This window comes from Catenuloplanes atrovinosus (genome assembly GCF_031458235.1).
GTDB classification, from domain to species: domain Bacteria; phylum Actinomycetota; class Actinomycetes; order Mycobacteriales; family Micromonosporaceae; genus Catenuloplanes; species Catenuloplanes atrovinosus.
In genome coordinates, this window is record NZ_JAVDYB010000001.1 from 428,935 (window position 1) to 441,701 (window position 12,767).

Here is a 12,767-nt window from a genome sequence, read left to right on the forward strand (position 1 = left end):
GTTTCACCGTTTGGTTGGGGGTACGGGTCTGGTATCCCATCGGGTGCGCGTCGGGCAGCTCTCCGGGTGGGCATCCCAGAGTGCCGGGGTCCAGGGGCAGCGCCCCGGCCGCCGGAGGCGTGCTCCGGGTCGTAGGGCCGGAGGCCCTGCCCGCCGGAGGCAAGGTTCTTCGGGTGGCCGGCTGCTCGTACTTCCAGGCGGGCCGACCACCGACTATCTCGTGTCTGGCCCGAAGCCCGGTCATGTCCTCCGCGACGGTGGCCGGGCTTCGTTGCGTCCCGCGCGGGTCGCGCGTCCCGGCTGCCGCCCGCCGAAGCCGTAGGCGAGAGGCGGGCGGCGTTGCCAGGAGTCACGCGTGCGGCCCGCTCGCGGGCCGCCTTGAAGACGTACAGAAAGTTCTCACCGTATGCTGACGGCTGTGCCTGCCGACCCGGACGCTGAGTGGTGGACCACGAGTGACGTGGCCGCTTACCTCGGCGTGCGGGTTGCGACGGTGGCTAGCTACCGGAAGCGCGAGCAGATGCCCGCCCCAGATATGACCGTGGGCCGGACGCACGTGTGGCGCCCAGCCCGGGTGATTGCCTGGCATGAGAACCGGCCTCGACCGGGGGTCGGTGGTCGGCCGGCCAACGTTGCGTCCGACGTGTCCAGCTCTACGCAGCCAGCGCCTTAAGCTCGTCCAGGTACTCTGCGGTGGCCTTCTCGTCGGGGTATCGCTCCCTCAGCGTGGCGGCCAGGTCCTGGGAGACCATGAGAAGTGACGGGATCGACCGCCGCTCTCCCTGTAGGGCTTGACGGCCCAGAAGGACGGCTCCCTCCAGGTCCCCCGATCGGGCGGTGGTTACTCCGAGCGTGATGCGGGCTTCGGCGATCCGCATGGGCTTGTGCTCAGTGCCGTTAGGGGCAGTTGACGACCGGATTACCTCATGGGCGTAGAGGGAAGCCAAGTCGTCTTCTCCGAGCGTGCGGTAACAGTCCATGGCGTAGAAGTCGAACTTCGCAGGGTCAACCACGAAGTGGTGGTCCAGGTCTTCGGGGAGCGGCAGGCCTTCTAGCAGCTTTCGCCCGCTTTCGAGCGCAAGCTCCACCTGACGGCGATCCTTCAGTCTTGCCCATGCCTTCGCCCGCTGTCCGGCAAGTTGAACGGCTACGCCTTGGTGCGGTGCAGCGGCAGCGCCTGCCTCAGCAGCGGCCACGACGCCGGGGTAGTTGCCCTGGGTGAGGTTGTACCAGGCCCGCATCTCATGCGCCCAGCCGATGATGCCAGCGTGTTCCGCTTCGCCGCCGAGGGAGAGTGCGGCCTGGCGGGTCGCCTCAGAGTCCCGGCGCTGACCCATGTCGTACTCAACGCACCCGATCAGCAGTGCGACAGTTCCCGCGAGCGAAAGAACCTCGCGGTGCTGCTTGAGGGTCAGCCGCTGGTCGAGAAGTCCAGTGATCCGCTGAAGCCATGCTTTGCCTTCGATGTGAAGCTGTTCCGGCGCCGCGTACGGGTACTCGCAGCAGAGTCGGTCCGCCGTGATCTTCAGCGCGTCGAGAGTTGCCGGTGACACGTCGGATCGCCGAACCCGGGCAAGCAGTTCCACAGTATCGAGGCCGCTGCCGTTGAGCAGTTCCCCCTCGACGTCCCGCTGACTCTGCCGAGGAAACATTGCAGCCGTGACGGTCCCGAAGGTCTGGGCGATGAGCGGCTTGTAGAACTCGTCGGGCTCCGAATCGCCACTTTCCCAGCGCTTCCAGCTTCGGAGGAGGCTGGCGTCGCTGGGCAGCTCCCTCGCTGAGTGCAAGCGCAGGGCCTTCACCGCTTCTGGCTGAGACCAGCGGCGGGCGAGACGCTCGTTGCGGATGCGACGCGCCCACGGCGGTCGCTGCTGCTCGCGTACTGCCTCGTCGGCCATGGGGCCAGTATCGCTCGGATCGGACGCGGGTGGCGATGGGGACAAGGTCCCGTCCCCACGCTGACACCTGTTTTTCATCGACGCACTCCTAGATCGTTGGATTTAGATCAGTCGAGCTAAAGCACACCCGGATGGGTGGGCTCCCTACGTATTGCCGAGTACTAACTGAGTTAGTACTTTGAAGCTATCGAGACAACTGGGATCGAGGAAGGAGTGAGTCGATGAGAGGACTGTTCGGAGGTGCGAAACCCGCGTCGATCGCTGTTGTGGAGCCTCCGGTGTCGCAGTCGTATACGCGGCGTGCGCGGATCACGTTCCTCGTGGCCGTGCCGGTCCTGTTCGTGGCAGCGCTGGCGGTGTCGTCGCCGTCGATGTCGCTGCCGTGGGCGCTGCTCGTGTCTGCGGCGTTCGGTCTGCTACTCGGCGGGGCCGGGGCGGTGTTGGTCGCGGTCTGGCCGGTGCTGCGGGTGCTGTGGTGGTGGTCGTTGGAGATCGCCACCGGCGGTGTTCTGCTCGGGGCCTTTTCGGCTTTGGCGCACGTGAGTCATCTGCTGGTCGCGTGCGGTGTGTTCGGCGCTGCTGCGGTCGGGGTGGTTCTTGTACGGCCGGCGCGGCGGTGGTTGTCGCGGTGGGCGTGGTGCGTGATCGACCGGCATCGGCTGCGGGTGTTCTTCACCGCGTTGGTGAAGGCGACCGGGACGCAGAACGCAGGTCTGCTGCCGCTGGTGTTGTGGGCGTGCCCGACTCCGGCGGGTGAGCGTGTGTGGGTGTGGCTGCGGCCGGGCCTGGACATCGCGGCGCTGGAGGCCAAAGCAGGCCGTCTCGCGGTGACGTGTTGGGCGCGTGAGGCCCGGTTCGTGAAGGCGTCACGGAGGTACGCGGCGCTGATCCGGGTGGACATCACCCAGCGTGATCCGCTGCGGTTCACGGTGCCGTCTCCGCTGACGGGTCTGATCCCGGCGACATTCGAGCGGCCTGAAAGTCCGGTTCTCGGCCCGGTGGTGGGCCTGGACCTGGACGACATTCCCGAGCCGGTCGACGAGGGCTCGTCGCGTCGCCGCTGACACAGATGTGAGGCCCGGCAACGGTGCCGCGCCTATCGGGAGCCCGTCCGGATGACGGCTTCCACCTATCGATCAAGGAGTAAAGGGCATGGCAAACGAAACCACGATCACGGTCGTCGGGAACTTGACCGCCGATCCGGAGCTGCGCTTCAGCGCGCAGGGCACGGCGTACGTGAAGTTCTCGGTGGCGTCGACTCCGCGCATGTTCGACCGTCGGTCGGGCGAGTACAAGGACGGCGAGCCGCTGTTCCTGAACTGCACGGGCTGGCGTGAGATGGCCGAGCACATTGCCGAGTCTTTGACTCGCGGCGCCCGTGTGGTGCTGGTCGGCCGGCTGCGGCTGTCGCGGTGGGACACGCCGGAGGGCGAGAAGCGCTCCGCGTATGGCCTGGAGGTCGACGAGATCGGCCCGTCGCTGCGGTTCGCCACGGCGAAGGTCCAGAAGCTGTCCCGTAGCCGTACCAACGGTGGCGGTGACGGGTTCGCGCCGGAGCGGGTGTCGGAGGAGCTTGCCTCCGCCGAGCCGCCGTTCTGAGGTGGTGTGCCGTGAGGACTTCACCTGCGCAGCCCGTGCCAGGCAGTAGCAACCCGGTATCGCTGATTGAGCGGTTCGCGTTGCTCGGTGGCGAGTCGATCACCTGGGTGATTGATGAGATGGCGGCGTTTTCTACCACCGCCGGTGACAAGGAGACCCAGGAGCTGTTCTCCGAACTGCTGCGGGATCTGCGGACGGTGACGTAATGACGGTAGAGAACAGCGCGCGTCTCGATCCGCGGGTGATGCTCGCGCATATCGCGCTGGCCACGGACCTGCCGACGCCTCGGCAGATCATTTTCTACGGTGACATCGGCCCTGGTGTGCTGGCGCTGACCTGCGACCGGCTCGCTGATGGTCAGGCGTGGGCCTCCTACCTCGGTGCCCCCACGGATTCCCGAATCACGAACGGTGTTCGCTACCTCAAGACCGGCCAACTCACCTGGGGTGGCTGGGACCTGCATCTCCACGCCAGCGAGCCGGTCACCGTCGACCGTCCGCTCGACCAGGCAACCACCGGTCAGTTACACCGGATCGCGCAGTCGGGCGGCGAAGGCATTGCGGTGGGTGATCCGCTGTGACATCTCCGCTGAGGCTTGTCCCGGACGGTGAGCTGGCGTGGCCGGGCTTGTCGGTGTTCGACCCGGTGTACATCGGGGTGGACGAGTTCGGCCTGCCGACGTCGGTGTCGCTGATCGAACGGAACATGCTGATCGGCGGTGAGCCGGGCGCGGGCAAGTCGAGCCTGGTCAACACGATCGTCGCGCACCTGGTGCTGTCGCATGACTGCGATCTGGTCCTGATGGACCCGAAGCAGGTCGAGATGTGGCAGTGGCAGAAGTCGGCGAAAGTGTTCGTCGGCCCGGACATCGTCAAGGCGATCTCGGTGTTGCGGCGGCTGCAAATCCTGATGGACAAGCTGTACGAGCAGCTTCGCCGCTGGGACCGTCGCAAGATCGAGCGCGGTGACGCGTTCCGGCCGATCGCCCTGGTGATCGATGAGCTGGCGTACTTCTCCGCCACGGTGGGTGACAAGAAGCTGCGGGAGCTGTTTTCCGAGCTGCTGCGGGATCTCGTCGCCCGGGGCCGCGCGGTGGGCATCATCGTCATCGCCGCGACCCAGCGCCCGTCGTCGGACATCATCCCGACGTCGCTGCGCGACCTGTTCGCCTGGCGGTTCGCGGGACGGTGCACGACCGACGCGTCGTCGGACATCGTGCTCGGCCGTGGCTGGGCGGACAAGGGCTACACCACCACAAGCGTCGACCCGAACAACCGTGGCCTCGGGCTGCTGCTGGCCGAGGACGGTGTTCCGGCTCTGGTCAAGCCCGCCTATCTCGATGACTTCGAATGCGCCCGTATCGCTGCGTACGCCGCGATGCTGCGCGCCTCGGATATCCCGGTCTCCGTCCGGATGCCGGTAGCCGCTTAATCCTGAGAGGGAGGGATTCCTCCATGTCCAAGCCCCGACCGATTCCCACCACTGGTGTCCCGGCGCCTCGGGTCATCCACTACGTCACCCCGGCCGTTCCGGCGGACGTGGCGCACCTGACCCCGGCGCAGATCGAGGACTACCAGGCCCGGTACGTCCAGTGGCGTTTCCGGCAGGCCGCGATCGCCGAGCGGGACCGCAGGGCGCGCATGGCCTACCTCGGGTTCGGCGTCACGGCCGGCCTCGGTGTGCTCGGCGCGCTCAGCTTCGCCGTCTGGCAGATCGTTCACGCCGTGAGCTTCCTCGGCGTGCTGGCGATTCCGGCCGTGCTGCTGCTCGCTGGTGGCGCGCTGTGGGGCGGTCACCGCTGCATCACGGTGATTCAGCACTGGCACTGACTGCTTCGGCGAGAGCACCCAACTCCATCTGGATCGACGGCACCGGCTGAAGGCCTAGGAAACCGGACCGGCACCGCCGACCACTAGCAACCGATTCCCGTCTCAAGGAAAGGAGCCGGCACGATGCAGGCTACCCCGAAACAGACCCACGTCCCTGCGCGCTGGCCCGTCGATCAGCTCCGGAAGCTCTGGGGACAGAGCCCGGCGGACGCGGCCAACCACTACGGCGAGCTTCTGCTGGCCCGAGGCCGCGCGGAGAACGAGCGGCTCGCCGCCACGGCGACCACGGTCGAGGATGACGGTCCGTGTGGGGACCCGATCGACGCGTACCTGTCGTGGCATCAGGAGCGGGAGGAGAAGAAGCTCTCCGCTGAGGTCATGCGCAGCGCGGCGCTGTACCTGGTCCGGCATGGCTGGATTCAGGGCGCCTACTACGATGCCACGTCCGGGGTGTTCACTCCTGCGGCGTGCATGGTCGGCGCGATCGCGATGGTCTGCTACGGCGGCCCGTGTGAGCAGCCGACGGAGATGTTCGACGAGCCCGGCTTCGCCGCGTTCGAGACGTCTCTTCTCTACCTCGACCGGTACCTGATGGACCGGTTCGAGCTGGATTCGTTCACCTTCAACGACACCAAGGGCCGTACCGCCTCGGAGGCGATCGGCGCTCTCCTCGTGGCTGCGGAGCACTACGCCCCGCAGACGACGCACCCTACCGGGACTACCGGCGGTGCGGCATGAGGACGAACAGTGTCAAGCGCCGTTTGACGCCCCGGCGCCGTACCGCCCGGCTAGTCCTGCGGTTCGTGGCAGGGCTTTCCCTGGATGGTCGCCGTCACAGCAACGCGACGTTCTGGCGTCGTGGCACCCGCCGTGTCGGCGTCCCCGCCTACCTCGTCACCTGGCGCTGGTGGGCTCTGGCCGCCGGTTGGCAGCGGGCATTGATCCGTCTGTCCGCCGTGGCCGTAACGGTGCTGCTGCTCGCGCTGGTGGTGGTCTTCTGATGGCTGCCAACGCGACACCGCGCAAGCGGAGCAAGCGCAACCGTGAGAACAGCGAGTTCGACGCGTTCACCCGCCGCATCATCCGGGCGTTCGCCCGTCGTGTGGCCGGCGGCGACATCGAGGCCCTTCCGGCCTTGCTGCGCTTGCAAAACGCCGTCGACTCCGCCGTCGAGGAGGCCGTCAAGGGACTTCGGTCCGGCGACCGGCCGTACTCGTGGCAGGACATCGCGTCCCGGCTGGGTGTGTCCCGGCAGGCGGCGCAGATGCGTTTCGGCAAGCGCTCGGAGCGCATCGCCCTGGACGAGCGGCTCGTCCGCGAAGGCCTGGGCGTGTCCGTGGCGACGCTCGTTGCGGTGTTCGCCGATCACTTCCCTGGTAGCCCGATGCCGTCTCGGTGTCCGGGCTGCGGCTACCGCTACCCCGACGGGGTGACGGACTGCCCAACCATGATCACTATCCGTCCGGTCTTGTACCGCCGACGTGGGGAGGACCCGACAGCAGTCAAGACCCTGACCGCAGATCAGCACGCAAGCCTGCACGACCCGAAAGCGGCCCGGAAGTCCAGGGCAGCAGCGGCTCGGCAGGCCAAGGCGCCGTGTCCGAACCGCGAACCAGAACTAACCCTGTTCGACAACCTCGGCGGAGAGGACACCACGCCATGACCACGCACGAGTTCGACTACCGCAATTTCCAGTTCGAGGACGCCGTCAACTACGGGCTCGCGTGCGTAGACGTGCAGCTTGCCCGGGTGGACACGAAAGCGTCGATCCTGTTCGGTCTCGCGCTTGCCGCGCTGACCGGTGGCGCAGCCATCGTGGTACAGGCCCGCTTGTCGGGTCCGGCCCTCGCCGTGGCCGTCCTGGTCGCGTTCGAGATCTGCGTCGCGTTGCTACTTCTGGGAGCGGCCATCCGGCCCGACCTGCGCGGTAACTTCGGGTTCGTTCGCTGGGCGTCCGCACGGTCGGTCGATGACCTCCGTCAGGACATGTTCGACACGGCCCCGAACCGGGACTGCACCGAACAGCTCTGGCTGCGGGCGCGAAGCGTTCAGCGCAAGTACCGGCGTGTCCGCCTGGCCGTCGACATCCTCGGCCTGGCCCTGGCGACCACTGTCGTCGCTGCCCCTGTCGCAGTCCTCAACGGCGCGAGCTGAAGGGGCTGTCATGACTGAGTACACCAACAGTAAGCACCGTAAGCCCGGAATTTCCAAGACTGGGGTTCCGCAGTTCTCCTATCACTACTTCGTCTCTTTCAAGCACGACGTGCCGGACGGGATCGGCTTCACCAACATGGAGCTGACCATGGCGAGGCCGATCCGTGATCTCGACCTCGTTCGACAGATCGAGACACGGCTTCGCCGTGACGGGTACGTCAACCCGCTGGTGCTGGGCTTCGCCCTGATGCGGGACGGCTCCGCTACGCGGGGTGAGTGCTGATGAAGCCTCAATCTGGTGAGCCTCGGCTCGCTCTGTACGCCTCCTGGGCGGTGCTCGCGGCGAGCTTCGGCTTGTCGGCCTCGTCCTGGATCGCTTTGGCACGGGTGGCCGGCTTCAACGATGAGCTGACCATTCCCGGTGCGGGTGTCACCCTCGCTTCGGCGTGGCTGATGCCGGTCGCCGCTGACGGCTATGTCGTCGTGGCCCTGGTGCTGTGGATGGCGCCGGTACCCGAGCGGGTAGCTGCTTTCGCCCGCTGGAACACCTACGCCGCTGCCGGTGTAGGCATCGTCGCCCAATCCGCATACCACTTCCTGTCCACCCTCTCTACCAACCAAGAAGCCTGGCGTGTGGGCCTGGCCGCGTTCGTCGGTGCTCTACCGCCGATTTTCGCGGGCCTTGCCGTCCACATGCGGGCTCTCCTGCGCCGGGAAAGCGGCACCAGCACCATTGCTGCTGACTCCGGGCCCACGCCGAAGTCCACGGCGACTCACGCCGCGATGGACTCCACCGAACCTGTACATCCCGCCGCCGCGCCTGCCGAACCCGGCAGCCGCCCGGCCACCGATAGCCCACCCGCTGCCCCGGCACGCCCGAGCAGCCCAGTAGAACTCGCTCCGATTCCGGCCCCCGGCCCGGCTGACTCTGCACCTGATAGCACCACCGCAGCGCCAGCTACGCCCCACACGGTAACCGTCCCGGCCCCTACCGTCACGCCTGCGCTTCTCGCGACCCGCAAGCCGAGCCCGCGCCCGGCTGGGCCGCTGGCACCGTCCCCCGCCGACACTTCTGTCACCGAGCGGGACGCTGCACAGCCGCCGACACCGGATGTCGACCCGGCGTTGCTGGCGCAGGGAACGCGTTTCGCCCAGCGGTATCGAGCCGAGCACGGCGAACCGATCAACGCGGCGAAGCTGGCCGCCCGCCTTCAAGTCAATTCTCGTGAGGCGGCGCGTGTCCTCCGCGCGCTGGAGTCCGTGAATCCGAGCGCAGTCCGACCGGCTGTCAACGGCCGACCCGTCGCACCAGGTGATCTGTCTCGACGCTGAGCGTCACGCCCGAAGCCTCACCGCTTCGGGCGTGGCCCCGAACGCCGAGCCCACACTGACCGACCACTCAAGAGGAGCGCCGATGACCGCGACAGCCGACCTCGGGTCGGAGCAGACGCTCCGGCTTGAGTGGCTGTCCCGTTTCACCGACATCCGCAACCAAGCGATCGCCCGCGCCGCCCGCCCGGACTACGAGGACTGGCTGGAGCACGTACGGCCGGCCGCCGGATGCACCCGCCCGATCCGCCTGTCCGGCTCCATGGCCACGATCGACGCGGGCACCGGCCGTCTGCTGCACGAGACCTCCACGGCCGGCATGCCCGACGGGATGCTCTACAAGCCCTGCGGCAACCGGCGTGAGCGGGTGTGCCCGCACTGCTCGGCCCGGTACAAGCGCGACGCCTACCAGGTCGTCAAGACTCTCATGGTCGGCGGTAAGGGCGTCTCCGAACAGGTCGCTACGCACCCAGCGGTCTTCCCGACCTTCACCGCACCGAGCTTCGGCGAGGTCCACACCCGCTACGTCGAGCGGCACACCTGCCGCGACCGGCGCCTGTGCGACTGCCGCCCGGAACCGTGCCATGCCCGCCGCAACCCGACCGTGTGCCCGCACGGCGTGCCGATCGTCTGCTTCGCCCGCCACGAGTCCGCCGACCGGCGGCTCGGCACCCCACTGTGTGTTGGCTGCTACGACTATGACGGTCAAGCGGTCTGGAACGTGATGTCCGGGGAGCTGTGGCGGCGCACCACCATCACGATCCGCCGCCGTCTGCGCCAGCTCGCCCAGGCTCGCGGCCTCACCGGCGTCACCACGACCACGATCGGGCAGGACGGCCAGGTCCGCACCCGGCGTGTCTCCCCGGTCCGCGTCACGTACGGCAAGGCCTCGGAGATGCAGCGCCGCGCAGTCATCCACTTCCACGTCATCTGCCGCCTCGACGGCATCGACCCCGCCGACCCCACCGCCGTCGTCCCGCCCCCTGCGGAACTGGACGCACAGGATCTCAAGCAGGTCATCGAGGACGCGGCCCGGTCGGTGGAGTTCACCACGCCCCCGCACCCGGCCAACCCTGACGGCTGGCTCATCCGCTGGGGCGACCAACTCGACGTCAAGCTCATCACGGTCGCCGCGAACGGCGAGATCACCGACGAACAGGTCGCCCGGTACCTGGCCAAGTACGCCACGAAATCCACCGAGGCCACCGGCTACACCAGCGCCCGCCTCGACCGCACCGACCTCGGCACCCTCGACCTGTATGCCACTCACCCGGAGCGGCTGGCCTACGCCTCCTGGATGCTCGGCCGCTACGCCGACTGGCGACGGCTACGCCGCTGGGCGCACCAGTTCGGCTACGGCGGCCACCCCTTCACCAAATCCCGCACTCACCGTGTCACCTTCAGCCTTCTTCGCCAGGCACGCCGCGACTACGTCCGCGCGCTCACCACCGGCCCCGAATCCTCCGGCCGGCTACCGGAGCCCCCGACGACCCTGGTCGTGAGCTTCCTCGAATTCGTCGGCTCCGGCTGGCTCACACCCGCAGACGCCATGCTCGCCAACACCTCCGCAGCGCTCGCCAGAGAGCACCAGCAAGCCGCCCGGCAGCATCTGGCGGCCCTGGCCGCGTAGCGCGAAACACCGTCAATTCCAGCTTGACGCTTGACGTAGGAGGACTGGCTTATGGGTGGCGCGGAATCCGCCCGCCTGACGTTTTATCTGGCCGCAGAGGTGGCGGAGCAGCTTCGCTGCTCGAAGTGGTGGGTCGAGGAGCAGGCGCGCAAGCAGCGTATTCCTTACTGCCGAATCGCTGGCGGCTTCCGTTTTACGGACGATCACATCGCGGAGATCGCCCGGCTTCTGGAGGTGCGGCCGACCCGGGAGGCTGAGCCGCTGCCGCGTTCGGTTCCTCGCGCGGTGGGCGAACTGCGGTCGTCGGCTTCGACTCGGCTCGCCGCCCGTGCGCCTCAGCGTGCCCGGCGGACGTCACCGCGACCGGCCGCCGCGTAGGGGGTTGGTGGGACATGGGATACGCGGAAAAACGCGGTGACTACTGGCGTGGCCGGTACAAGGTCGGTCCCGGCAAGTACGACACCGTGAAGCACCCGGACGGGTCGGCCGTCCGCTTCCGCACGCGCAGGGAGGCGGAGACAGCCGCGAACGACGCTGAGGCCGCGTTGCGTGCGGGGCGGCGGCGCGCGGGAGCGTCGGGCAGGATTCCGTTCATCGACTGGTCGAACGATTGGTACGACAGCCAGGATCTGGCGGATTCGACCATGCAGAACTACCGGCGCCGGTTGGAAGAACACCTGCTGCCTACGTTCGGTGAGATGCTGCTCGTGGATATCACGGCTGCGGATGTGGCCCGGTGGGAGAAGGCAGAGAGGGCGGCAGGCTACGCGGCGGCGAGCATCCGCTCCTGGCGGGCACTGCTACATCTGTTACTGGCCGATGCTCTCGATGAGGGCCGTATCGCGGTGAACCCGGCGGCACGGCGGAAGGGGCGGGGCCGTCGCACGGGCCGTTCTCGCGGTCCCGGCTCGGCGCGGGCGATCACGTCCGCCCTGGGCGTGCTGCTCATCGCCGAGCGTGCGGCGCTGCTGTCCGGCCGCGACGCCGAGTTCGTCCGGGTGGTGACGTTGGGCTTCACCGGGCTGCGCTGGGGCGAGTCGGTCGGCCTGGAGCCGGAGTACGTGACCCGGGAGGGCATCGACGTGCAGTGGCAGCTCTACGAACTCGACGACGGGTCGTTCACCAGGGTGCGGCCCAAGAACGAGTCGACGCGGCTGGTCTACGCCCCGGAGTGGCTACTCCTTCTGCTGCGGGAGCATCTCGCGGATACCGCACCTCGGGCGTGCTCGTGCCACGGGCGCCGGTACGTGTTCAGTGGGCACCGTCCGACGAACAACGCTGCCCGGCAGACGGGGCCGACGCTGGCGGAGGTGGCTCGGCTCGCCGGGGTGTCCGTCGGCACCGTCTCCGGCGTGCTGAACGGCCGTACCTCGGTGGCCGAGCAGACACGCGACCGCGTGAAGCGGGTGATCGATGAGTTGGGTTACGTCCGTGGTGCGGTCACCGGTGAGCTGGCACCGCACTCCCGCCGCAACGGTTTCGCTACGTGGGTCTTCCGCCCGGCGGCGAGCGGCCGGTACCCCGCGAAGGCGCCACGGCCGGCCCGCCCGGTGCCGCTTCTCGCCGAGCCGTGGCCAGGCGCACCGGTGCATGGTCGCAACGCGGCAGAGCGGGCCGAACTGTGCTGGTTGCCGATCGCGGAGGACCTGACCCCGCACGGTCTCCGCCACACCTACAAGACCCTGATGGACGAGCTGGGTATCCCGCCCGTGCTGAAAGATCACCAGATGGGCCACCTGGACGGCTCGGTGCAGGCGCTCTACTCCCACGTCACGGAGGGAATGATCGCGCGGCTTCTCGACGGCCTGACCGACCTTTGGAATCAGGCGCTGCGAGAGCGCCGTCGGATACATCCCCACTCGCCGGTGCGTGCGCTGGATCGCCTGCTGGCGGAGGTGCCCGATGCCGACGTGTGACCGGGGGAGATCATCTCCCAGAATTCTCCCAAGCGGCCGCAGAAACGAGTTAAGGCCGATTCCCCGTTTCCGGGAAACCGGCCCTGACCTGCGGTTCTTGCTGGTGGGCGATACTGGGTTTGAACCAGTGACCTCTTCCGTGTCAAGGAAGCGCGCTCCCACTGCGCCAATCGCCCTAGGCAATACTGCCGAGGTGGAGACGGGATTTGAACCCGTGTACACGGCTTTGCAGGCCGTTGCCTCGCCTCTCGGCCACTCCACCGAGGTGACCCCCGCGTGCTGTGGCGGCCTTCTCCGAGCGGACGACGGGACTCGAACCCGCGACCCTCACCTTGGCAAGGTGATGCGCTACCAACTGCGCTACGTCCGCCTGCTATGTAGTTTGTCCTGCTGTGTCCGCTGGTTCCCGTTT

General features: G+C 67.8%; 16 protein-coding genes and 3 tRNA genes. 15 read left to right on the top strand and 4 right to left on the bottom strand.

The window, feature by feature from the left end; translation table 11 throughout:
- Positions 1-653 precede the first annotated feature (653 nt).
- Positions 654-1,898, bottom strand: coding sequence for an NsdA family TPR-like regulatory protein (locus J2S41_RS01880; RefSeq protein WP_310362168.1), 1,245 nt, complete (start codon positions 1,896-1,898; stop codon positions 654-656).
- A 221-nt stretch (positions 1,899-2,119) separates the two neighbouring features.
- Here J2S41_RS01880 and J2S41_RS01885 point away from each other — a divergent pair, with 221 nt between their 5' ends.
- The 15 genes from J2S41_RS01885 to J2S41_RS01955 all read left to right on the top strand — a co-directional run bounded on the left by J2S41_RS01885 (position 2,120) and on the right by J2S41_RS01955 (position 12,355).
- Positions 2,120-2,962, top strand: coding sequence for a hypothetical protein (locus tag J2S41_RS01885; RefSeq protein WP_310362170.1), 843 nt, complete (start codon positions 2,120-2,122; stop codon positions 2,960-2,962).
- A gap of 88 nt (positions 2,963-3,050) precedes the next feature.
- Positions 3,051-3,497, top strand: coding sequence for a single-stranded DNA-binding protein (locus J2S41_RS01890; RefSeq protein WP_310362173.1), 447 nt, complete (start codon positions 3,051-3,053; stop codon positions 3,495-3,497).
- An 11-nt stretch (positions 3,498-3,508) separates the two neighbouring features.
- A complete protein-coding gene (locus tag J2S41_RS01895) occupies positions 3,509-3,703 on the top strand; it encodes a hypothetical protein (RefSeq protein WP_310362175.1) in 195 nt (64 codons plus the stop codon).
- Complete coding sequence (locus J2S41_RS01900) at positions 3,703-4,077, top strand: hypothetical protein (protein ID WP_310362178.1); 375 nt, start codon at positions 3,703-3,705, stop codon at positions 4,075-4,077. The genes J2S41_RS01895 and J2S41_RS01900 overlap by 1 nt, the downstream gene beginning before the upstream one ends.
- A gap of 47 nt (positions 4,078-4,124) precedes the next feature.
- Positions 4,125-4,928: an FtsK/SpoIIIE domain-containing protein gene (locus J2S41_RS01905; RefSeq protein ID WP_374728103.1), complete on the top strand. Its 804-nt coding sequence runs from the start codon at positions 4,125-4,127 to the stop codon at positions 4,926-4,928.
- A gap of 23 nt (positions 4,929-4,951) precedes the next feature.
- Positions 4,952-5,326 (top strand): hypothetical protein, encoded by a 375-nt coding sequence (locus J2S41_RS01910; RefSeq protein ID WP_310362181.1) that lies wholly within the window; start codon positions 4,952-4,954, stop codon positions 5,324-5,326.
- 123 nt (positions 5,327-5,449) lie between these two features.
- Positions 5,450-6,064, top strand: coding sequence for a DUF6197 family protein (locus J2S41_RS01915; protein WP_310362184.1), 615 nt, complete (start codon positions 5,450-5,452; stop codon positions 6,062-6,064).
- Positions 6,061-6,327, top strand: a complete 267-nt coding sequence (locus tag J2S41_RS01920) for a hypothetical protein (protein ID WP_310362187.1) — start codon at positions 6,061-6,063, stop codon at positions 6,325-6,327. Before J2S41_RS01915 ends, J2S41_RS01920 begins: the two co-directional genes overlap by 4 nt.
- Entirely contained in the window at positions 6,327-6,989 is a 663-nt protein-coding gene (locus tag J2S41_RS01925; RefSeq protein WP_310362191.1) for a hypothetical protein, read from the top strand. Before J2S41_RS01920 ends, J2S41_RS01925 begins: the two co-directional genes overlap by 1 nt.
- Entirely contained in the window at positions 6,986-7,480 is a 495-nt protein-coding gene (locus J2S41_RS01930; RefSeq protein ID WP_310362194.1) for a Pycsar system effector family protein, read from the top strand. The genes J2S41_RS01925 and J2S41_RS01930 overlap by 4 nt, the downstream gene beginning before the upstream one ends.
- Positions 7,481-7,490: 10 nt before the next feature.
- Positions 7,491-7,763, top strand: coding sequence for a hypothetical protein (locus J2S41_RS01935; RefSeq protein ID WP_310362197.1), 273 nt, complete (start codon positions 7,491-7,493; stop codon positions 7,761-7,763).
- Positions 7,757-8,812 (top strand): hypothetical protein, encoded by a 1,056-nt coding sequence (locus J2S41_RS01940; RefSeq protein ID WP_310362200.1) that lies wholly within the window; start codon positions 7,757-7,759, stop codon positions 8,810-8,812. Before J2S41_RS01935 ends, J2S41_RS01940 begins: the two co-directional genes overlap by 7 nt.
- Before the next feature lie 82 nt (positions 8,813-8,894).
- Entirely contained in the window at positions 8,895-10,439 is a 1,545-nt protein-coding gene (locus J2S41_RS01945; RefSeq protein ID WP_310362201.1) for a replication initiator, read from the top strand.
- A 51-nt stretch (positions 10,440-10,490) separates the two neighbouring features.
- Complete coding sequence (locus J2S41_RS01950; RefSeq protein ID WP_310362204.1) at positions 10,491-10,817, top strand: DNA-binding protein; 327 nt, start codon at positions 10,491-10,493, stop codon at positions 10,815-10,817.
- 14 nt (positions 10,818-10,831) lie between these two features.
- The gene (locus J2S41_RS01955; RefSeq protein WP_310362207.1) at positions 10,832-12,355 is read left to right on the top strand and encodes a LacI family DNA-binding transcriptional regulator; all 1,524 of its coding nucleotides are present in this window, start codon (positions 10,832-10,834) and stop codon (positions 12,353-12,355) included.
- Positions 12,356-12,456: 101 nt separating this feature from the next.
- Here J2S41_RS01955 and J2S41_RS01960 read toward each other — a convergent pair.
- From J2S41_RS01960 to J2S41_RS01970, 3 genes are all read right to left on the bottom strand, one after another.
- Positions 12,457-12,531 (bottom strand) — tRNA-Val (locus tag J2S41_RS01960).
- Between the two features lie 15 nt (positions 12,532-12,546).
- Positions 12,547-12,617 (bottom strand) — tRNA-Cys (locus J2S41_RS01965).
- Between the two features lie 35 nt (positions 12,618-12,652).
- A tRNA-Gly gene (locus tag J2S41_RS01970) sits at positions 12,653-12,725 on the bottom strand.
- Positions 12,726-12,767: the final 42 nt, after the last annotated feature.

What these genes read in the sequence shown, in the direction of transcription:
- J2S41_RS01880 (WP_310362168.1), bottom strand. Translation starts at nt 1,898, where the DNA reads ATGGCCGACGAGGCAGTACGCGAGCAGCAGCGACCGCCGTGGGCGCGT.
- J2S41_RS01885 (WP_310362170.1), top strand. Translation starts at nt 2,120, where the DNA reads ATGAGAGGACTGTTCGGAGGTGCGAAACCCGCGTCGATCGCTGTTGTG.
- J2S41_RS01890 (WP_310362173.1), top strand. Translation starts at nt 3,051, where the DNA reads ATGGCAAACGAAACCACGATCACGGTCGTCGGGAACTTGACCGCCGAT.
- J2S41_RS01900 (WP_310362178.1), top strand. Translation starts at nt 3,703, where the DNA reads ATGACGGTAGAGAACAGCGCGCGTCTCGATCCGCGGGTGATGCTCGCG.
- J2S41_RS01910 (WP_310362181.1), top strand. Translation starts at nt 4,952, where the DNA reads ATGTCCAAGCCCCGACCGATTCCCACCACTGGTGTCCCGGCGCCTCGG.
- J2S41_RS01915 (WP_310362184.1), top strand. Translation starts at nt 5,450, where the DNA reads ATGCAGGCTACCCCGAAACAGACCCACGTCCCTGCGCGCTGGCCCGTC.
- J2S41_RS01920 (WP_310362187.1), top strand. Translation starts at nt 6,061, where the DNA reads ATGAGGACGAACAGTGTCAAGCGCCGTTTGACGCCCCGGCGCCGTACC.
- J2S41_RS01925 (WP_310362191.1), top strand. Translation starts at nt 6,327, where the DNA reads ATGGCTGCCAACGCGACACCGCGCAAGCGGAGCAAGCGCAACCGTGAG.
- J2S41_RS01930 (WP_310362194.1), top strand. Translation starts at nt 6,986, where the DNA reads ATGACCACGCACGAGTTCGACTACCGCAATTTCCAGTTCGAGGACGCC.
- J2S41_RS01935 (WP_310362197.1), top strand. Translation starts at nt 7,491, where the DNA reads ATGACTGAGTACACCAACAGTAAGCACCGTAAGCCCGGAATTTCCAAG.
- J2S41_RS01945 (WP_310362201.1), top strand. Translation starts at nt 8,895, where the DNA reads ATGACCGCGACAGCCGACCTCGGGTCGGAGCAGACGCTCCGGCTTGAG.
- J2S41_RS01950 (WP_310362204.1), top strand. Translation starts at nt 10,491, where the DNA reads ATGGGTGGCGCGGAATCCGCCCGCCTGACGTTTTATCTGGCCGCAGAG.
- J2S41_RS01955 (WP_310362207.1), top strand. Translation starts at nt 10,832, where the DNA reads ATGGGATACGCGGAAAAACGCGGTGACTACTGGCGTGGCCGGTACAAG.